Here is a 21,006-nt window from a genome sequence, read left to right as displayed (position 1 = left end):
CCTATTACTTTACCTCACTTGCTCCAAAAATGTTTTTAATTTTTAATACCTTATTATCAAAATCATCATCCTCAAACTGCTTTTGAAATATAACATTTAATCTAGGAAATTCTTTACAAAATTCAGCTCTTATCTCATTTTGATAGGCTTGTAGCTGATTATACTCAAATCCACTAAAAATTTTATAATAAAGCACATCATTGTCAATCAAAACCTCTCCTGAATATACTAAAGTTTGAACATACTTAGATACTAAATAAACAAAACTTTCTTTAATTTTATCATTATTATACACCTTATTAAAATTATCTTTTGTTTCTATAAAAATTTCATCAATATCATCCCCATCAAGGTCAAGATGAGTAGAAGTTTTAACTTCAGACTCTAATGCAGTCTCAGTTTTGTCAAGACCCAATTCCAATGGCTCTACTGAAGAGATATTTCCTAATTTTGGTTCTATATCCGTATCTAAGTCAGTATCATTTAAATTCAAACCAACCTCATCAAGCACCTTAGCTTCAATATCTTGAATTTGCTTAATTAAAACATGACTGGGCACGTAATCTTTAAGTCTAAGTATCTTAATAAAATTAATTTCAATTTCATATTTAGGATTCACTGAAAACTGCAAATCCCTATAAGTTTCAAGTAGTACGCTAATACTTCTCTCAACATGCTTTAAATCAAAACTTAATAATTTTTCTTTTAAACTCTCAGGCTTAATACCAATAAACATAAGATTTTTAATACCTAATTTTAGAAATAATATCTCTCTAAAAAATTCAATAGTATCAAAAAGAAATTGCTCATATGAAATCCCGGTTAAAAAAACAGCATCTAAAATACAAAGCAATTCTTTTAAATCATCATTAAGAATGCTTAGTGCCAATTTTTCTAAAAATTCACTACTAGTAAACCCCATCTTGGATCTGATCTCTTCAAATTGTATATCGGAATTACTTAATGACACAATCTGATCAAAGAGAGTATAAGCATCCCTTACACTTCCTCCACTCTTATAAGCAATCCACCTTAAAGCCTCATCTTCATATTGAATGTTATCTTCAAGACAAACATTCTTTAACATTTCATAAACCTTATCCAAAGGCAAAAGTCTAAAATTAAAATGTTGACACCTGCTCTTTATTGTATCTGGAAGCTTGTGTACCTCTGTCGTAGCAAAAATAAAAACAATATAGCTAGGGGGCTCTTCAATTGTTTTTAAAAGAGCATTGAAAGCAGAATTTGAAAGCATATGCACTTCATCAATAATATAAACCCTATATCTAGAGCTGGCAGGGGGGAACATTATCTCTTCTTTAATTTGTTTAACATCTTGAACAGAAGTATTTGAAGCACCATCAATCTCAATAATATCAAGTTTATTATCATTATCAATGGATTTACAACTAAAACACATATCACAAGGAATAATTGTTGGCCCTATTTTACAGTTCAAACATCGTGCAAAAGCCCTTGCAGAAGAAGTCTTACCAACTCCTCGTGGTCCTGAAAATATATAAGCATTTGCTATCTTATTATTTTCTATTGAATGTTTTAAGGTTTCAACAACAAAATCTTGCCCCTCAAGAGAATTCAAATCTCTGGGACGCCTCTTAATGGCAGTACCTCTTGCAGATATCATCCCATCTCCCCATATACTAACAAAAATCTTAATTAAACCTTAAATTACACAAAATCAAAAGCATTCAAACAATAAAAATCATCATTTGATAATATATCAATACTTATGATCAAGTATTAATTTTATAAAAGCCTATTTGCCTACTTAACTAAAATAAACTTATCCTAAGATTTTCGCACTCATTGAGTAATTACTTACCGCTGCTACCTTCCAGTCCTGACGGGATTAGGCAACACTCAATAGTGCGGATCCCAGGAATCGGAGAAAATGGGATTCGAACCCATGATACATTTTCATGTATACACGCTTTCCAAGCGTGCGCCTTAAGCCGCTCGGCCATCTCTCCAAAACCAACGACTTTCGTGCCCAAGAGGATTTGAACCTCTGACCTTCAGAACCGCAATCTAATGCTCTATCCAGCTGAGCTATGGGCACAAACAAACATTCAATTTCAATTGTAATAAAAATTATTATTTATTACAATAAAATCAAATTTATAACAAATAATCAAAAAATATTATTCAAAATTAAAGCATTAATTCATCTCTAAAAAGGAGCAATAAATGACAATTAAACTTCCAACCATAATAGCGACATTTTTACTAATAATATCATGCACAAAACATACACAAAAAATAGAAAATACTGACATTAATATTGAAAAAAAAATTATCAAAGAAACCATCACTGATAAAGATAATAATATTTTTCAGATAAACGCCCAAATTCCCATTACAGAAGGTCTAGAAATTGGATTTGAAAAGCTTATAAAAGAATGGAAAACTCATAAAATCGAATCTCTTAAAACAAAAAAATCAAAAAACTATAACCATGAATTTTTTTATTATTCTGACTTTGAAATATTTAAAAGCCCAGACCTTAAAATAACATCAATTCTATACAGTCAATACACAATAGATAAGTATGATGCAAATGGAATTACAACATATCATCCAATTAATCTAAGAGGAAAAGAAAAAATAAAACTCTCAGATATAATTTCAAAAGATCAATTAGACTCTTTGATGCAAGTACTAAGGACACAGGTAGAGACAGATTTTAAAAAATTTAGTATTCATTCTGATAATAAATCTAAATTTGAAGAAGAATTTGAAAAAACTTTCAAACAATATAAATATTACTTTAAAAACAATAATGTGGTGATCTTTTATGACATGCTCACAATACGACCACGAGCAGATGGAAAAATTGAGTTTATATTCCCAATCGATAATAATACCGAAAACTGATTGTCAAATTTGCTCATAATAAAATAAACAACGGAGAGGGTGAGATTCGAACTCACGGTAGGCTAAACCTACGACGGTTTTCAAGACCGTAGCATTAAACCACTCTGCCACCTCTCCCAAACTATTATCATACTAATAAACTAAAGAAATCTTTGTCAAGACAACCCTTAACGAAAACTCTTACGGAGAGAATGGGATTCGAACCCATGGTCCCCTTTTTAAAAGGACAACTTCTTAGCAGGAAGCCCCATTCGGCCACTCTGGCATCTCTCCTTGCAGCCATACTAATAAATAGTATATTAGAGTCATTACATTGTCAACAAAAAAATAACTTTAAATCTTAACAATTGATCTTAAAATCCCTATAAGCTTCGATTAAATCCCTAATCTCTTTAATTGCAATATCCAATTTAACTTGCATAAGTTCATCTGAAAAAATCTTCTTAGTAATTTCTATCTCATTGCTATTAGCTCTAAGTTCAATATGCTCATTTTTAATTTTCCAAATATATGGACAAAGTCTAGTATCATAATCAAAAACAAAAACAGGATCTTTTAAATTCAAAGAATTGTCAATAAAAAACAAATATTCCAACGTCCACCTGCCTTTCAAAACCATTGCAAATTCATCTAGAAGTTCTTCAATCAAAATATCTTCTCTAGATTCAAGTATATTTAAAAATTTAGAATAAGTATCTGGTTTAATTTCACAAAGCTTTTTTATATAAAAATAAGCATTTTCAAGTTCACGATTTCTTAAAAAAAACAAAAACGCATAAAAACAAACTGAATCCATATTAGGATAATCTAACAATATTCTATCAATAGATCTTTTAGGAGAAAAATTCAAAAGCTCTATTGTAGCAATATGCATATTATATATTGTATAGATATTAGGAAAACTCAAAATAGCTTTTACATAAGATTTAGTGGCTTGCGTCATATTACCTATTTTATGCAAAATAGTTGCTCTATTATGCCAAATATATTTAGAATAATTTGAATCTGTTAAAAACCTCTCAGAAAGTTTAATCGCACTACTTATCTCTCCAATAGAATAAAGGTAATACATCAAATAATTAACAACAAGAGAAAGATTAGCCTCTTTAAAGCTCTCATCTATCTCAAACAGTTTAGTACTATTAAATATACAATTATTTTTTAAAAACCAAGTATTCAATTTAATAAGAGCATTATTCTTATCCACATCAACAGCTTTAATAAGCATTCGGATAGCTTCATCTTTTCTACCCATTATCTCAAGTAAAATAGCAGCATTATTAATAGCCTGAATCAAACTAGGATGTTGCTGGCTAGATTTTAAAAAATAATTCAAAGACTTCTCATAATCTTTCAATCCAAAATAAAAAACCCCAAGATTATAATTTTGGAAATAACTCAATTCACCTTTCTGATCCTCAAACTTACCATAATGTAAGAGCTTAATTAAAAAACGATACTCACTTAAAACAGGATAAGTATCTAATACATATAGGAGCGCCTTATAATCCTTAAGTCTAAAATAAATAAGAGACTTAAGAGCTAGAGAATCAAAACTATCATCAAAAACATCCAGATTTAAAAGCGCACTCTTAAGATCACCATTCTTATAAAGCTCTAAGGCTTTTTCAAAATCAATACTATTCATACTGCTTAAAAAACTCCATAGGTCTCACAGAAACTTCTTTAGAAAAAGACGCCTCATTGACACTCTTGTCTAAATTATAAGAAGCAACACTAATATAATAAAGTCTCCCATTCTCAAGACCTGTAATTCTAAAAGAAGTCTGATTCCCAACATCAATAGGAGATGTCAAAATATTTCCAGCTCTATCATGATAATTACCAGGACTAACTCCAATATAAATATAATAGCCACCAACATTACTACTAATAACGGGGAACCATTCAATCAATATCTCACCAGCTCCTGGAGCAGCCTTTGTTATTAGAGGAGGAAAAGGTGCGGCCTCAGGTATGTAAGTAAGAATCATGCTATAAAGAGATGGACTGTCTATAGGATCACCGCTTGGATAAAGTTCGACCTTAATTTGAATATATTTTGACACACCAAATTTAGGAAATCCATTTTTAGGATCAAAATGAATCCAATCTCCTGTTAAGTTCTTTTTTATTTTCCCATTATTATCTGTTCTATAAAACATCTTATTATCCAATCTATAATAATAAAAAATATCTGTATCTTTTGGCTTCACAGTATCAAATTCTATAGATAAAATTTGAGAATAATCTTTAGATAGCTTGATTGGTTCCGTAATAATATATCCTTTATCTCTTGAAAAGAAAGCATTATGCACTTCTTCAAAACTTTTATGAATTTCAAAATTCTCAATAGCCCCCGTAAAATACTGCCCCAATGTAAAATCAATAAAATTACCAATATTTAACAAATAACCAAAACCTTCTCTCTTATCAGCAGTAACATACTCTATGGCCTGAGGTTTAGAATCTATTAAATATTCCAGTAACCCATCTTTTTGCCTATACCTTACAGTATGTAAATGCCACTCTTTTGGAATAAAATCATCATCACTCTTAAGCTTAATCTTAATAGGTTCCCCATTATCATTTAAAAACACATTATTAAAATTCCAAACGAAAGTTCCGCCTTCACTCTCCAACCGAATGGCTTGATCTAGCCAAACACCTTTAATATTTTTATACCCGTTCCAACTTACAATAACTTCTCCAGTAACAGAAGTAGAACGGTATGCCCAAAACTGGATAGTAAAATCAGAAATTACATTACCTGAACAGAAAAAAGCCTTTTTTGTCAATGGTTTAAGCTTAATGGTATTTCGACTTGAATAAAAAATTAAAGAATTACCTGCAATATTATGAAAAGAATTTGAAATTTTTGCATTATTTGATTCAACAGAATAGTTTAAAGCAGCATCCTTAACAATACTGTCATTTTCTATTTCTAATCTAAAATCAACATTATTAAAATCTAAAACTCCCTTATGTCTATCCAAATAAATTCCAAGGATACCTCTATCACCTCTCGTAAAGCTAATGTTATGAGCTTCCTGAATAAATTTAAATCCATCTTTAGCATCAAGAATCAACTTAAGTTCCTGAGAAAAAACACTAGAAAGACACAAACAAAATAGCAAAAATATAAAAATTAACCTCATTATAGACCTTTATCTTTTTCAACGTAAAAAATCAAAAATATACAATACCCCAAATATGATATAATATTATATCATAAAAATAAAAATGATTACTTAGAAACAATAATAGACAACATGAGAGAACATTTAAATTGTCTACACAAAAAAGTACAAGAATTCCCAACAACAAGTGGCTGTTATAAAATGTACTCACAAGACAACAAGATACTGTATATTGGAAAAGCAAAAAATTTAAGAACAAGAGTAAAAAACTACTTTCTAGAAAAAATCAGTCTTAAAACCAAAATACTAATGAGAAACGTAGTAAACATAGAAGTAATTACCACAAACAGTGAATATGAAGCTCTACTCTTAGAGTGCAACTTAATCAAAGAGCACAAGCCAGACTATAACATCAAATTAAAAGACGATAAAGGGTATCCTATGATCAGAATAACTTGCGAAAAATACCCAAAAGTCTTTAAAACTAGGAAAATAATAAATGACGGAAGTGAATACTTTGGTCCATACGTTAATGCAAAACACTTAGACTTAGTACTAAACCTTATCAACAAAACATTTAAAACCAGGAAATGCAAAAAAAAATCAAAAAACCCATGTCTTTATTTTCATATGGGTCAATGTCTTGGGGTCTGTTACAGAAATGATCTTGAAGAACAATACAAAGAAGAAGTAAACAAAATAAGACATATCTTAAATGGAAACATATCTAAACTTTTAAATGAAATTGAAATAAAAATGAAAGGGGTAATTAAAAGGGAAGATTTTGAATCAGCAATAAAGTTAAAAGAAACTAAAAGAGCATTAATTGAGATAAGTCAAACACAGATAATTACAAAAATAAATAAACTTAGCACAGACTATATATACATTCATAAAACCGACAATTTAAATGTAATAGTAATATTTAAATACAAAGACGGCAAACTAGTAGAAAAAGACATAAATTTTGATGAAAGTATATATGAAGAGGATGAGCTAATAGCAGAATTTATAACACAGTACTATACATCTTTAAATATGATAGTACCTGATAAAATATGTATCTTTAAAAAGATTGACACTGAAGATATTACAAAACTAATAAATGAACTTAAAAGTACAAACACTGAAATAGTTTACGAAGACACCAAAGACACTATAAAGATAATAGAAATGGCAATTTCCAACGCAGAAATCGCATTAAGAGCATATAATAATGAAAACAATAAAGCACTAGAAAATTTAAAGATCATTCTTGAAATGACAAAATTACCAAAAATAATTGAAGGATTTGATATTGCTCATCTTAACGGATATAAAACAGTAGCATCACTTGTTACCTTTAAAATGGGCAAAACCTTTCAAGATGGATACAGAGTTTATAAAATCAATTCATTAAATGATGGTGAAATTGATGACTTTAAGGCAATAAAAGAAATTATATCAAGGAGATATACAAAACTAATTAACGAGCAATTAGAATTACCCAATTTAATCTTAATTGATGGAGGAAAAGGTCAATTAAATGCTGCTTACTCTATTTTAAAAGGATTAAAAATTGAAGACAAAGTCACTATTTGTGCTCTAGCAAAACAAGAAGAAACAATATTTTTACCAAACAAAACACAAGGTATTAAACTCCCAAAAGGAAATCCCGCTCTTAAAATATTACAAAATGTTCGAGATGAAGCTCACAGAAAAGCAAATAGCTTTAATAGAAAATTACGCAGAAATATAAAATTGCATTACAGTAAAATAGAAGGAATTGGGGAACAAAAAGCTAAAAATATTTTAAAAACGCTTGGAACATACAAAGATATATTTCTCTTAAACGAAGATGAAATAACTCAAAAAATGAAAATCAATATCAAAATGGCTAAAAAAATAAAAAAATTCTCAGAAGATCAAAATTTGAAAAATACTCATTCCATAGAGTTTTAATTGAACAGTTCATATTACTAAAAATAACGGTTAAAGATTAACAATACTAAAAAAAGTTTTAAAAGCTCTTACACACTGTATTACAAAGACAATAACAATTACAAAATATTAGTAAATTTAAATTTAGAAGAAAAATTATCAAATATAGTATCATCCTGACTTAACAAAACTAACATCATAAAATATGATAAATTCAAATGCATATTTTTACCATAGATCCTTGCATATAAATCAAACTTATGTAAAAGCTTTAAAATAAATTTAATATCAAAAATCGAGTAATTTTTAAGTCCTATCTTATAAACTTTCTCTAATGAGACAAATATTTTATGCTTTTTAAAGACAGACGGAATGTCATGCAAGCTCTCACAATCTATTTTGACCTTTAAAAATTTTTTAAACTGCCAACCAAGACTCATTACAATATTAACCAAATCTTCTCCTTGCTCCAGGATGGATTTAATCCTAACTAAAGCAGACTCCATATCCTTCTTCAAAATTGATTCAAATAAGGAAAAAGAATTCTCAGGACGCATAAAACTAAGCCAAGAATTTACATCATGTTCATCAATCGTCTTATTTTTAATCATAAGAGCAAAGGAATTTACATAAAAATACAAAATCTTAGTATCTGCACCTAACATAAAAAGCATTAAATGTATGGCTTTATCTGTAATTTTAATTCCAAGTTTAAAAAAACTTTTCTTTACAAATAAAAATTTATCAGTATCAGATAGCTCATAAAAAGTTTTCTTAACTAGATTCAAAGAACCTTTAGGATCAAAACTGATCGAATTTTCATTAGAAACAAAAATAAGAATCTTATTTAAAGGTTTTAAAATTGTACTATAAATCAACTTTAAATCTTTTTTACTTTTTAAATTTTCAGACTCATAAATAATAAAGACATCTTCTTTAGAAAAAAAAGAATTAGTTAAAAGTCGTTCAGAAAGCTCTATTGATGACAATTCCGACATAAAAAGCTTAGTAACACATATATCATCAGCATTGAACTTACTAAAAATATCATTTAAATAAGCTTCTTTTAATCCCTGCTCTTTGCCTAAAAGTAAATAAATTTCTTTCATTTAAATAATATTATAATCCAAGTAATAAATATGTTATACTTCAATTATTAGGATAAAATATGAAAATTGCAATATTCACAGATACATACCTTCCAGACAAAAATGGAGTAGCAACATCTATAAAACAAATTAAAGAAGGTTTTGAAAGAAAAGGTCACAGTGTTTATATTTTCTGTCCACAATCTCAAAAAACAGATTTACAAGAAGACCATATTCACAGATGCTTCTCAATTAAATTGAACCACACAGTAGATGCCAAAATAGCATTCCCAAACAAAACAAGAATAAAAAAGATAATACAAGAATATAAACCTGAAATCATTCATACACATTCAGAATTCACTATGGGAAAAATCGGGAAAAAATTAGCACTACAACACAATATTCCAATAGTCCATACAAACCATACAATGTGGAATTATTATCTACATTACTTAGGAATTTTCAAACATTTAACTAATCCAGACAAACTGATGAAAAAATTTTATGACCAAATCCATCATTTCATTTATCCATCAATTAAGTCACATGACAAATATTTTCATCTTGCAACAAATGCTGACTATAAAATAATTCCAAATGGAGTAGACAGAAAAATTTTCATAAAAGACCTAAGCCAAGAAAAAAAGCAAGAGATTTTAACCAAACATGGAATAAGTAAAAACGATAAAATCATAATCTTTGTTGGAAGAATAAATGAAGAAAAAAATATATGCTTATTAATTAAACATTTAAAAAAACTTTTAATTGAAAACAAAAATTGCAAGCTCATTCTCATAGGAAAGGGAAAAGAAGAAACTAAAGTAAGGCAATTTAGAAAGCAATATAGACTTGAAAAACAAATAATACTTATTGGAACAATTCCATGGGAAGAAATGTATTACTATTATAAAATATCTGATGTATTTGTAAGTCTATCAAGAAGCGAAGTATATCCAATGACAACAATTGAGGCATTAACAGCCGGTATACCTGCGGTACTTATTAATGACATAATATACAAAGATGTAATTCAGCAAGAAAAAAATGGATTCTTAATAGATAATTATGAAAATTTGTATAAATACATAAAAGAAATAATAGAAAACGAAGAAAAATTACAAACTTTAAAAAAAAATACAGAAGAGACATCTATGATGTTTTCAAGCTCATTTTTTGTAGAAAAAATTGAACAGTACTATTATGAAATCATTAAAAATAAAAAATATTAACGTAATTTGTTAAAATCCACGTTATGAATGGGAAATTTTATTCCCATATCATCTAAAATACCTTTAATATTTTCTGCTATGAAATATTGAAAATCCCAAAAAAACTCGGTTTTTACAAAAGATCTCACTTGCATGACTATGTAATAAGGAGTATATTCCTTTACAACAACACTAGGCTTATTAATACCACATTGTCCCTTATTAAAGGAAAATGCCAAAATTTCTATTCTACTTTTAAGAGAACCAATATCTATGTCATAAGGAACTTGAAAATCGAATGCAATCCTCCTTTCAGGATTTGTAGAAAAATTAGTAACAGATGTGTCTGTAAACTTACTATTTGGAATCTTAATAATTTTACCATCTACAGTCTTGAGTGTAGTAAAAAATACATGAATATCATTTACTTCACCCTCAACATCATCACAGCTAATGTAATCACCAATTTTAAAAAAACTGGAATTTAAAACAACAAACCCGCTAACAAAATCAGATAAAATCCCTTGAGCAGCAAGACCAACCGCAAGACCTAGAGATCCAAATATAGCAAAAATAGAAGTTGTAGAAACACCAAGATAAGGTAAAATCATCAAAATTAATATCATATCCATCATAATTCCAAAAAATGACTTAAAAAAATTAAGAATAGTAGAATCTAATTTTGTTTCTAACTTAGATTTTTCAAAAGCACTAAAGAAAAGCCTACCCACCCTTTTGACAAAAAACCTTGAAACACACCATAATACCAACGCTACAAGAACCTTTAATCCATAAACTATTACCATTTCAAAAATTTCATTGACATAATCCTGAAAAACAAATATTTCTCTAAAGACACTTAACGTTTTTGACTGTTTATCCATAAGCTACTATGGTTATAGTACAAAAAAATAAAATAAAAATACAATCTTTAAAAGACCTATCACTAAAACAAAAAATTAATACACAAAAGCACTGATACTAATAAATATTACATAGTTACTGTGATACAATGTAATTTAATCCACATACTCTTTAAAGTTAGGATAAAAGATGCATGGATAAAACAAAAGAAACACAATATGAATTAATAACATTATTTTATCTTGTACTAAAGATAACAACCATTACAATTGGTGGGGGATTATTAATAATATCTGAACTTAGAAAAATGATTGTCAATAAAAAAAAGCTAATATCTGATAAAGAGTTTAATGAAATACTTGAAACATCAAACGTAGTTCCCGGGGTAACAGCAATCAATTTTGCATTCTTAATTGGTAAAAAACTTAAAGGATTTAAAGGAGCAATTATGTTAACTATCGCTGGAATCCTACCATCCATATTCGTAATCACAATGATAGCCCTTTATGCAAATTTAAACTCAAGTAACATCTACATTCAAAAATTCCTTGAAGGTGCAAAAATATCATCAACAATAATAATGTCAATAATCATACTTGAATTTTCAAAAAAAATGCTAAATAAATCAATAACAAAATGGATAACATGCTTATTAATAACATATACACTATATAAGTTTCATATAGATATATCATATATACTGATAATAGTTTTACTTATATCTTCTATAACATATAGAATACAAAAAATATTTTTTCAAAAAAAGGCATAAATTTGATTCTAATAAATTTATTCATTACATTTCTCAAAATAGGAATTTTAAATTTCGGTGGAGGAAATGGAATTGCAACGATTATCAATAAAGAAATTATTGATAATAAAGGATGGATAACAAAAGAAGAATTTATCAATATCATTACAATATCTAAAATTACTCCAGGTCCTGTTGGTGCCAATATATCAACATATATTGGCACCAAAGTAGCCGGCATTACTGGTGCAATAATTGCCACCATAGCTCTAATAACTGCACCCATATTAATTATTACCTTTATAACATTAACACTCCATAAGATAAATTTCTTAAATTATTACCTTAAAAGATTAAGACCTGTAATTATAGCATTATGGATAATGACAATAATTATTCTATTTGAAAGTATATTTTTAAAAATAAACTACAATGGTACAGAATTTTTAAAAAGATTTGTACTTGCAGGATTAAACTTAATAATTCTATTATTTTATAAAAACATTACCCCCGCAATACTAATCATATCTAGTGGAATATTATATATATTTATGTAAAGACGCTTAAACAAAACTTAAAATTAATACAATCAAAATTCTAAGTCTTGACAAACAAAAATTAATAAAAGTTATATCAGACGAAATTGAAAATAATAAATACTTTCAAATAGATTTAAAAACATTTTCTGAGACACTAAAAACTTATAAAGTTAGAAAAATTTCCTACAAAAATGATAATAATAAAACATAATATGAAATTGCGCCAGCTAAAACATCACCAAAACTCTCTCTTAAAGAACACCTCTTACTACAAATTCAAAGACTCAGTGAAGATGAGATTAACATAGGAGAAATCATAATAAATCATCTAAACAGCAAAAGATTTTATATAATAAAACCTTATGACTTCTTCAAAAAAAGAATCTCAGCATCAAGTAAATAAAATGACCAAAATAATTCAACAATTTGATCCAACAAAAATTGGCGTATCTAACATCATAAAATCATTAATATTACAAATAAAATATCATAAATTAAATGCAAATAAAATTAAAATTTTTAAATGAGCAGATTTACTTAAAAATACTCAAAATAAGCTAAAAGAAAAGCTTAACATCAGCACTCAAGATTTAAACGATGCTCGTGACACAATTCAACTTAAGCTTACCCCCAATATTACATTCAAGCTTAAAAACAAAAATGATATAAATGACTATATTGAACCAGATACAATTGTTATAAGTAAAGACAATAAACTAAAGATAAAAATTAAAAAAGTCAATATTTTCAAAAAAATAATAAAGATTTGAAAAAATATAAACAATCAAAATGGTTAACTGAATCTTTAAAATACAGAAATAAAATACTAGCTAAAATAAGAATATCAACATATACACTGAAAAAAGAATTTTACTAAAAAGCTTTAAGGCCTTAAGATTAATTATATCAAGAACAATAAAAAATAAATACTTAAAATTCGACTGAGACGCAATCTCAATTAACAAACTATTTAATTCAATCAGAAATGCTAAAACAATGAATTTTCAAAATCAAGCATTAAACTAATAATAAAGAAAACATTAGAACAAAATAAAATATGGTAGATAATCAAATTTCTGATATACTAAAAGCTAAAGAAATCACCATTTCAAAAAGAACTATCAATAAGTGTAGGAATGAATTAAAATTTAAAGGAGAAATTTATGGAACCTAAAATACAAGCCATTAATTATCATTTAAGTGATCATACAAAAGATTTTATTGTAAAAAAATTAGAAAAACTTAGGACACATATTAAACAAAATTCAGAAAGTCTCAAAATTACAATAAAAAAAGAAAACGATATCTTTGATATAGATGCTCATCTTCACTTTAATTGGGGAAAAATAATACATATTACAGAACATGGCAAAGAATTATATGCTTTAATAGAACGCTTAGTAGAAAGACTGCAAAATACAGCAAATAAAGAAAAAAATAAAAAAGATACAGTAAAATAAACAAGTAAAATTAAATGCAAGCAATAACAATTGAGATAAATAACAAAGAGGGTCTCCATTCAAGGCCATCAAGCATGATTGCAGAACTTGCAAGCAAATACCCTGCTTGTAATGTAAAATTGATTACAGAAGATGGAAGAGAAGCTGATGCCAAATCTACAGTTGAAATTATGATACTTGGAGTTATATATAAAGAAAAAATAAAAGTCATCGCACATGGAAAAAAAGAAACTGAAATCATTGATATACTATCAAAATTATTAAAATCAAACTTTAAAAAAGAGATTCAAAAATGAACAAGAAAATCTTATACAAAATATTATTTATCATAAATCCTATTCTTTCATTTGGAACGGCAGACTATCTGAAAGATACAAGCCACAATATCGACGCCAAAATTTCTTCTTTCATAATGAGTTTAGCAATCATTGTAATATCAGCCAGTCTACTTGGAAATTTAGTAAGTAAATTGGGGATCCCAAAAGTAATAGGACAAATAACAGCAGGCATACTTTTAAGTCCAACATTTCTTGGCAAGATTAAAATGCCTTTATTATTTCCACTAGGAATTATTAGTGTTAGCGATCATTATTTAATAAATGAAGAAATATTTGCAATATCAACAATAGCCTCAATTATCCTACTCTTTATGGCAGGTCTTGAAACAGATCTAAAATTATTCCTTAAATTCTTACCACGTGGAGGACTAATAGGAATAACGGAAGTTATTGGTACTTTTACAAGTTTTGCATTAATATCTACCACTTTGTTTGATGTACAATTAATAAGTCCTACAGCTCTTTTTATAGGGATTATTGCAACACCTTCTTCTGCAGGAATTGCTGCAAGCATACTCTCAGCTAAGAAAAAAATGAGTACATCAGAAGGAGTTACAATAATATCAACTTCAATAATTGATGATCTCCTCTCAATGATTATGCTCACAAGTATCATAACGATATCAAGATCACTCTCGGATATTGATATCGCAATCTCAATTACAGCCACAATTAAGAACATACTAATTTGGTTTTGTTTAACATTCATATTGATCTTACTGTCAGAACCAATTTCAAAATTACTCAAAAGCTTCAATAGTGTTACTCTAGCAACCGTTATAACTATTACTTTTACTTTTATTGTTGCAAGCTTTTTTCAAAATTTAGGAATGTCATTTGTAATTGGAGCCTACATATTTGGACTAGCTATGTCAAAAACGGATATTGTATGTGTAATTCAAGATAAATTAACAATATTTGAAAGGTTTTTTATTCCAATATTCTTTACATCAATAGGGCTTATGGCCGACATTAATGTAATATTATCAAAAGAAGTCTTAATCCTTGGAACTCTGCTCAGCCTCATAGCTATAGCAACAAAACTCATATATTGTTTTATTCCATCATGTTTTTTAGGATTTAACAAACTAGGTGCACTAAGAATAGCTTTTGGAATGGTTCCAAGAGGTGAAATATCATTAATTATTGCAAACTTAGCACTCTCTTCTGAATTTATAAGTCAAAAAATATTTGGAATAATAATAATCATAGTTTTCTTGCCAACAATCATTGTAACACCAATAATAAATATTCTATTCCAAATAAATAAAAATGGATTAAAGAAAGAAATTAAAACAGATCAAAATACTCAAATTACAGTATCATTCAAATATGACAACCTAACAAAAATACTTGTATGGGAATTAAAAAATGAACTAAGGAAAGAAGGTTTTTTTACCCAACAAATAAAAAATGACTTCTCACAATACATAAATGCAAGATACAATGACATTTCACTATCCATAAAAAGAGAGGGAAGTAAGATTACATTTGAATGTCCAAACAAACACTTAATCATCATACAAGATTTATTTAGAGAAACTATTCTAAACTTAGAGAGAATAACTGAAGAAGTTAAAAATGTTTCTGTGAAGGCACAAAAATTAAACTACTCAATCAATTATGATAAAATACACAGTAACATAGCTCTAAACAAAAGAATTAAAAAAGAAAACATTATTTTAGAATTAAAAGCAACAAATAAAACTGACGTATTAAGAGAATTATTAAGTGCAATAAAAATTGAAATTGACAAAGAAATAATATTACAAGACTTAATGGAAAGAGAAAAGCTAATAACCACAGCCCTTAAAGAAGGATTTGCCATACCTCATTTAAAGACCGATTTAATTACAAAAATGCATATTGCCATTGGTATCAGTCATGATGGGATTGACTTTAATGCCACTGATAAAAATTTAAGTCATATATTTATATTAATACTATACCCAGCAAAAGAATATGTTAATTATCCACGCATTTTAGCATCGATTGTGGGTAAGGTTGATTCTAATAAAAAAGAAATGCTTAAAGCTAAAACCGATAAAGAAATTTATAATATAATAGTAGGATAAATTATGTTCAAGACCATTAAATGCAATCAAATAAACAACAAACTTATAAACCAAAGGATAGAAATCAATGCTTGGGTAAAAAAAATAAGACATCATGGAAAAGTTACCTTTATTAATCTTAGAGATAGATATGATGAAGCACAGGTACTTGTAAACGACGAGAGGCTTTTAAAGATAATATCTCAAATAAAGATGGAATACTGCATTAAAGTCCAAGGAAAGTTAGAACTAAGACCTCCAAATCTAGTAAACAAAGAAATGAAAACAGGAGCATTTGAAATACTTGCAGAGAATATAAATATAATTTCAAGATGCAATGAACTGCCCTTTATGATTGAAGATAACAATAATGCAAATGAAAATGCAAAACTTGAATATAGATATTTAGATTTAAGACGTGAAGAGCAAAAACAAAAAGTAATATTAAGAAGCAAAGTAACACATATAATCAGAAATTACTTAATAAAAAAAGACTTCTTAGAATTAGAAACCCCAACATTTGTCAAATCAACCCCAGAAGGCGCAAGAGATTTTCTTGTCCCATCAAGAATACATAAAGGGCATTTCTACGCACTACCACAATCACCACAAATTTATAAGCAACTCACAATGATAGCTGGACTTGACAAATACTTTCAAATAGCTAGATGCTACAGGGATGAAGACTCAAGAGGTGACAGACAACCAGAATTCACACAACTTGACATTGAAATGAGCTTTATAAAGAAGGAAAATATATTTAAATTAATGGAAAATCTTATCTTCACCATTTTTAAAAACACACTAAACATTAATTTACCCAAAAAATTTAAAAGAATGACTTATAAACATGCAATGAATACATATGGAAGTGACAAACCAGACATTAGGTATGAATTATTAATACAAGACATGAGTAAGCATTTTAAACAATCCTCATTTAATGTTTTTAAAGATATATTAAAAAATAAAGGCACAATAAAAGCACTTATAATAAAAAACCAAGCTCATAATTTTTCAAGAAGCAAAATTAATAATTTAGAAGAACATGCCAAAATTTACAAAACAAGCGGTCTTTATTTTGCAAAAATAGAAAATAATGAATTTTTAGGGGGAATTGCCAAATTTTTAAATAAAATAAAACAAACTTTATTGCAAACTTACTCACTTGAAAACAACGACATAATATTTTTTATAGCTGATTCATGGAAAACTGCTTGCAAAGCCATGGGACAAATTAGAATCAAAATTGCAAATGAACTAAACCTTACAAACAAAAATACATTTGAATTTTTATGGATTTATGATTTTCCCCTATTTGAGTACGATGAAGACACAAAAAGCTATAAAGCAGCCCATCATATGTTCTCACTTCCCCAACAAAAATATATCCATACTTTAGAAAGCAATCCAAGTAAAGTCTTAGGGGAAGTTTATGATCTTGTATTAAACGGCATGGAACTTGGTTCAGGCTCAATCAGAGTGCACACAAGAGAACTTCAACAAAGAATTTTTAACATAGTGGGATTTAAAGATACAATAGCAGAAGAGAGATTTGGTTTCTTTTTAAAAGCATTAGAATATGGAGCTCCTATTCATGGTGGAATAGCCATTGGAATTGATAGGCTCTTAATGCTAATGACACATTCAAGTTCAATAAAAGATGTAATACTTTTCCCAAAAAATTCATTTGCAGCAAGCCCACTTGACAAATCTCCTTCAAAGATTACAAACGAACAACTAAGAGAACTAAATTTAACAATTGAAAATTATAAAAATTAAGGATGCCAAAGCATCCTTACACCAAACTTATTCAATCGTAATCTTTTTTTCTTGGGTTTTCTCAATAACTTCCGCCTTTTTAGGAAGCTTAATATGCAAAACACCATTTTTTAGTTCTGATTTAATTTTATCTTGATCAATATTCCCAGATAACCTAAAACTTCTTGCAAAAGAGATATCTCTTCTCTCTACTCTTAAGTACTTATCATGTTTCTCTTCTGATTCATCCTTACTCTCATAACTTATTGTCAAATAATCATTTTTAATTGAAATTGATATATCATCTTTTTTTATCCCCGGTAAGTAAGCTTCAAGAATAAATGACTTACCCTCATCCTTAATATTAACTGGAATATCATGAACACCTTTAGGACTCATAAAATCAAAGTCATCATTCAAAAAATCCAGAAAACTTTTCTTATAATTTGTTAACCACATATAAAACTCCTTTTTATCAATTTATATAAAAGCTCATACAAAAACATTCTATTTAAATATTAAACAAAAATTTAATAATATTAAATAAAATTTAATAAATATTATAAATAAATAACAAGCATAATGATTCTGGGAATAAATTTAACATTTAAATATAATAATAAGCCAATTTATGTATAATAAATACAAAAAATGAAAAAGTCGCCCTTATAGGCGACAAAGTTCAAATTTTTAAGTTATACATGTTTCAATTTCTATTAATATTATTAAGACTCTTGCAAGCAAGTTTTACACGTTCTTTAATGCTAATCTCAGATTCTCTAAGCCACACTCTTGGATCATAAAACTTTTTATTTGGAACATCAGCATTACTACCATCACCAAGTTGCCCTTGTAATCTATTTTCATTTTTCTTATAATAATTCAATATACCTTCCCAAGCAGCCCACTGAGTATCTGTATCAATATTCATTTTAACAACACCATAAGAGAGTGCTTCATGAATCTCTTCTATTGTAGAGCCAGAACCCCCATGAAACACATATGAGACAGGCTTTGGATTACTTGAATTAGTCTTTGACATAACATAGTTTTGTCCATCTCTTAATACTTTAGGGGTAAGCTGAACATTTCCAGGTTTATAAACTCCATGAACATTTCCAAAAGCTGCTGCAATCTGGAAATTAGGACTAACTGTCATAAGTTCAGAATATCCATAATAAATATCTTCAGGGGTTGAAAATAATTCATGTTGCTCCCTATCTGAATTATCAACACCGTCTTCCTCACCACCAGTAATTCCAAGCTCAATTTCCAAAAACATTTCAATTTTGGACATTCTCTCTAAAAACTTTTTTGATATTTCAATATTTTCTTTAATTGACTCTTCAGACAAATCTAACATATGTGAAGAAAACAAAGGACGTTTATGCTCTTGATAATATTTCTCTCCATACTCTAAAAGCCCCTCAACCCAAGGGATTAATTTTTTTGCGCAGTGATCTGTATGAAGCACAACAGGCACTCCATAATGTTCTGCTAGCAAATGAACATGCATAGCACCAGAAATGGCTCCAAGGATAGAAGTCCCCTGAGGTTTTTCGACATTGAGTCCCTTACCACAAACAAAAGCAGAACCACTATTTGAAAACTGTATCATGATAGGAGAATTAATTTCTTTTGCTGCTTCCAAAACAGCATTAATTGAATTTGTACCTACACAATTAATTGCAGGAATAGCAAATTCTTCACTCTTACATATCTCATATAAAGTATGTAGCTCCTTACCATAAACCACTCCAGGCTTAATCTTATCTAACACACCCACCTATAATACCTCCTTCCTCATAAAATGACATATATCTTATATTATATACCTTAAAACCTAAAACTAACCCTAATTTAAAAAAACAAAATTGCAAAAAACAAACAAATACAGAACAATATACTAATTAACTATCTTAGATTTATACCAATTTGCAAATCTTTTTATACCCTCTTTAATAGAGGTTAAGGACTCATAAGCAAAATCATTTTTAAGTTTTGAAATATTACAACAGCTCTTCACAACATCTGCTTTTTGCATAGGTAAAAATTTTTTACAAGCTTTATTTCCAAGATTTGTCTCAAGCTCATTAATAAACTTCAAAAGCTCAGTAGAATGTCCCGTACCTATATTGTATATCTTATAAGGAGCAAGGGAACTTGAAGAATTAGGATTTTGTACATCAAAATTACCATCACTCTCAGCTGGTTTTTTAAGTACACTATAAACACCATCTGCAACATCATCTACATACGTAAAGTCTCTAGCCATATTCCCATTATTAAAAATATTAATGGGGGTTTGTTTCATAATCCCATCTGCAAATAAATATAATGCCATATCAGGTCGTCCATAAGGCCCATAAACCGTGAAAAATCTTAATCCTGTTGTTGGAATATTAAAAGATGAACTGTAAGCATGAGCTATAACTTCATTAGACTTTTTACTAGCCGCATATAAATTTAAAGGATGATCTGTAATGCTATCTTCATCTGAAGGCATCCTTTTATTTATCCCATACACTGCAGATGTTGAAGCATAAACAAAATGCTCAATATGACTTTTATGTATTCTGCATGCATCCAACACATTAAAAAACCCAACAATATTAACTGAAATATAACTATCGGGATTTTCAATACTATCTCTAATACCGGCCTGAGCTGCCAAATGACAAACATGCGTAAATTCATAATCAGAAAAAAGAGATAAGACTTTATCTTTATCCAAAATATCAAGATAAATAAAATTTAAATTATTATATTTATTACTCTGAATAACTTTTCCACTACCTATATTCTTACGATCGAATCCTAAAACTTCTAATCTCTCATATTTCAGATTAGGTTCATAATAATCATTTAAAACATCAACACCTAAAACTTCATGTCCATTATCAGCAAGCCTCTTGGCAACATGAAATCCAATAAATCCTGCAATACCCGTTAAAAATACTCTCATACAATAATTCCCTTAAATTA

At 28.3% G+C, this 21,006-nt stretch carries 18 protein-coding genes, 4 tRNA genes, 1 other RNA gene and 1 pseudogene; 11 read left to right on the top strand and 13 right to left on the bottom strand.

Going from position 1 to position 21,006, the window contains the following annotated elements; genetic code table 11:
* Positions 1-4: 4 nt before the first annotated feature.
* From dnaX to bpuSUM_RS02305, 4 genes are all read right to left on the bottom strand, one after another.
* Complete coding sequence (gene dnaX, locus bpuSUM_RS02320; protein WP_247065613.1) at positions 5-1,645, bottom strand: DNA polymerase III subunit gamma/tau; 1,641 nt, start codon at positions 1,643-1,645, stop codon at positions 5-7.
* 159 nt (positions 1,646-1,804) lie between these two features.
* Positions 1,805-1,902, bottom strand: an RNA gene (gene ffs, locus bpuSUM_RS02315) — signal recognition particle sRNA small type.
* A 2-nt stretch (positions 1,903-1,904) separates the two neighbouring features.
* Positions 1,905-1,991 (bottom strand) — tRNA-Ser (locus bpuSUM_RS02310).
* A 15-nt stretch (positions 1,992-2,006) separates the two neighbouring features.
* Positions 2,007-2,080 (bottom strand) — tRNA-Arg (locus bpuSUM_RS02305).
* A gap of 128 nt (positions 2,081-2,208) precedes the next feature.
* Here bpuSUM_RS02305 and bpuSUM_RS02300 point away from each other — a divergent pair.
* On the top strand, positions 2,209-2,895 hold the full coding sequence (locus bpuSUM_RS02300; protein ID WP_247065612.1) for a DUF3298 domain-containing protein: 687 nt from the start codon (positions 2,209-2,211) through the stop codon (positions 2,893-2,895).
* 31 nt (positions 2,896-2,926) lie between these two features.
* On the opposite strand, the gene bpuSUM_RS02295 is transcribed toward bpuSUM_RS02300, so the two are convergent.
* From bpuSUM_RS02295 to bpuSUM_RS02280, 4 genes are all read right to left on the bottom strand, one after another.
* Positions 2,927-3,012: transfer RNA gene (locus bpuSUM_RS02295), tRNA-Ser, on the bottom strand.
* Positions 3,013-3,078: 66 nt separating this feature from the next.
* Positions 3,079-3,168 (bottom strand) — tRNA-Ser (locus bpuSUM_RS02290).
* 67 nt (positions 3,169-3,235) lie between these two features.
* Complete coding sequence (locus tag bpuSUM_RS02285) at positions 3,236-4,543, bottom strand: tetratricopeptide repeat protein (protein WP_247065611.1); 1,308 nt, start codon at positions 4,541-4,543, stop codon at positions 3,236-3,238.
* The gene (locus bpuSUM_RS02280; protein WP_247065610.1) at positions 4,536-6,053 is read right to left on the bottom strand and encodes a fibronectin type III domain-containing protein; all 1,518 of its coding nucleotides are present in this window, start codon (positions 6,051-6,053) and stop codon (positions 4,536-4,538) included. Before bpuSUM_RS02280 ends, bpuSUM_RS02285 begins: the two co-directional genes overlap by 8 nt.
* Positions 6,054-6,167: 114 nt before the next feature.
* Between bpuSUM_RS02280 and uvrC the strand changes: the two genes are divergently transcribed.
* Positions 6,168-7,976, top strand: a complete 1,809-nt coding sequence (uvrC, locus tag bpuSUM_RS02275) for an excinuclease ABC subunit UvrC (RefSeq protein WP_247065609.1) — start codon at positions 6,168-6,170, stop codon at positions 7,974-7,976.
* A gap of 98 nt (positions 7,977-8,074) precedes the next feature.
* On the opposite strand, the gene holA is transcribed toward uvrC, so the two are convergent.
* Positions 8,075-9,064: a DNA polymerase III subunit delta gene (holA, locus tag bpuSUM_RS02270; RefSeq protein WP_247065608.1), complete on the bottom strand. Its 990-nt coding sequence runs from the start codon at positions 9,062-9,064 to the stop codon at positions 8,075-8,077.
* A 59-nt stretch (positions 9,065-9,123) separates the two neighbouring features.
* Here holA and bpuSUM_RS02265 point away from each other — a divergent pair, with 59 nt between their 5' ends.
* The gene (locus bpuSUM_RS02265; RefSeq protein ID WP_247065607.1) at positions 9,124-10,275 is read left to right on the top strand and encodes a glycosyltransferase; all 1,152 of its coding nucleotides are present in this window, start codon (positions 9,124-9,126) and stop codon (positions 10,273-10,275) included.
* On the opposite strand, the gene bpuSUM_RS02260 is transcribed toward bpuSUM_RS02265, so the two are convergent.
* Positions 10,272-11,138 carry a mechanosensitive ion channel family protein gene (locus tag bpuSUM_RS02260; RefSeq protein WP_247065606.1) on the bottom strand — a complete coding sequence of 289 codons (867 nt, stop codon included), beginning with the start codon at positions 11,136-11,138 and terminating at the stop codon, positions 10,272-10,274. The two genes, bpuSUM_RS02265 and bpuSUM_RS02260, sit on opposite strands and share 4 nt — an antisense overlap.
* A 173-nt stretch (positions 11,139-11,311) precedes the next feature.
* Here bpuSUM_RS02260 and bpuSUM_RS02255 point away from each other — a divergent pair, with 173 nt between their 5' ends.
* The 8 genes and pseudogenes from bpuSUM_RS02255 (at position 11,312) to aspS (ending at position 18,042) form a co-directional block, all read left to right on the top strand.
* The gene (locus tag bpuSUM_RS02255; protein WP_247065605.1) at positions 11,312-11,890 is read left to right on the top strand and encodes a chromate transporter; all 579 of its coding nucleotides are present in this window, start codon (positions 11,312-11,314) and stop codon (positions 11,888-11,890) included.
* A 2-nt stretch (positions 11,891-11,892) separates the two neighbouring features.
* Positions 11,893-12,426 (top strand): chromate transporter, encoded by a 534-nt coding sequence (locus bpuSUM_RS02250; RefSeq protein ID WP_247065604.1) that lies wholly within the window; start codon positions 11,893-11,895, stop codon positions 12,424-12,426.
* A gap of 344 nt (positions 12,427-12,770) precedes the next feature.
* Positions 12,771-13,178: pseudogene (locus tag bpuSUM_RS02245) on the top strand (RNA polymerase factor sigma-54).
* 287 nt (positions 13,179-13,465) lie between these two features.
* Positions 13,466-13,582, top strand: coding sequence for an RNA polymerase factor sigma-54 (locus bpuSUM_RS09950; RefSeq protein WP_347343290.1), 117 nt, complete (start codon positions 13,466-13,468; stop codon positions 13,580-13,582).
* A complete protein-coding gene (locus bpuSUM_RS02240) occupies positions 13,572-13,868 on the top strand; it encodes an HPF/RaiA family ribosome-associated protein (protein ID WP_247065603.1) in 297 nt (98 codons plus the stop codon). Before bpuSUM_RS09950 ends, bpuSUM_RS02240 begins: the two co-directional genes overlap by 11 nt.
* A gap of 14 nt (positions 13,869-13,882) precedes the next feature.
* Positions 13,883-14,164, top strand: a complete 282-nt coding sequence (locus bpuSUM_RS02235; RefSeq protein WP_247065602.1) for an HPr family phosphocarrier protein — start codon at positions 13,883-13,885, stop codon at positions 14,162-14,164.
* Entirely contained in the window at positions 14,161-16,281 is a 2,121-nt protein-coding gene (locus bpuSUM_RS02230; RefSeq protein ID WP_247065601.1) for a cation:proton antiporter domain-containing protein, read from the top strand. Before bpuSUM_RS02235 ends, bpuSUM_RS02230 begins: the two co-directional genes overlap by 4 nt.
* Positions 16,282-16,284: 3 nt before the next feature.
* Entirely contained in the window at positions 16,285-18,042 is a 1,758-nt protein-coding gene (gene aspS / locus bpuSUM_RS02225) for an aspartate--tRNA ligase (protein WP_247065600.1), read from the top strand.
* Between the two features lie 27 nt (positions 18,043-18,069).
* On the opposite strand, the gene bpuSUM_RS02220 is transcribed toward aspS, so the two are convergent.
* The 3 genes from bpuSUM_RS02220 to bpuSUM_RS02210 all read right to left on the bottom strand — a co-directional run bounded on the left by bpuSUM_RS02220 (position 18,070) and on the right by bpuSUM_RS02210 (position 20,986).
* Positions 18,070-18,480 carry an Hsp20/alpha crystallin family protein gene (locus bpuSUM_RS02220; RefSeq protein WP_247065599.1) on the bottom strand — a complete coding sequence of 137 codons (411 nt, stop codon included), beginning with the start codon at positions 18,478-18,480 and terminating at the stop codon, positions 18,070-18,072.
* Between the two features lie 247 nt (positions 18,481-18,727).
* A complete protein-coding gene (gene fbaA, locus bpuSUM_RS02215; protein ID WP_247065598.1) occupies positions 18,728-19,807 on the bottom strand; it encodes a class II fructose-bisphosphate aldolase in 1,080 nt (359 codons plus the stop codon).
* A 120-nt stretch (positions 19,808-19,927) separates the two neighbouring features.
* Positions 19,928-20,986, bottom strand: coding sequence for an NAD-dependent epimerase/dehydratase family protein (locus bpuSUM_RS02210; protein WP_247065597.1), 1,059 nt, complete (start codon positions 20,984-20,986; stop codon positions 19,928-19,930).
* Positions 20,987-21,006: the final 20 nt, after the last annotated feature.

This window comes from Borrelia puertoricensis (assembly GCF_023035875.1).
In the GTDB taxonomy this organism is placed as follows: Bacteria; Spirochaetota; Spirochaetia; order Borreliales; family Borreliaceae; genus Borrelia; species Borrelia puertoricensis.
Note: the sequence above shows the minus strand (reverse complement) of the source record. Positions and strands in the feature narration are given on the sequence as shown.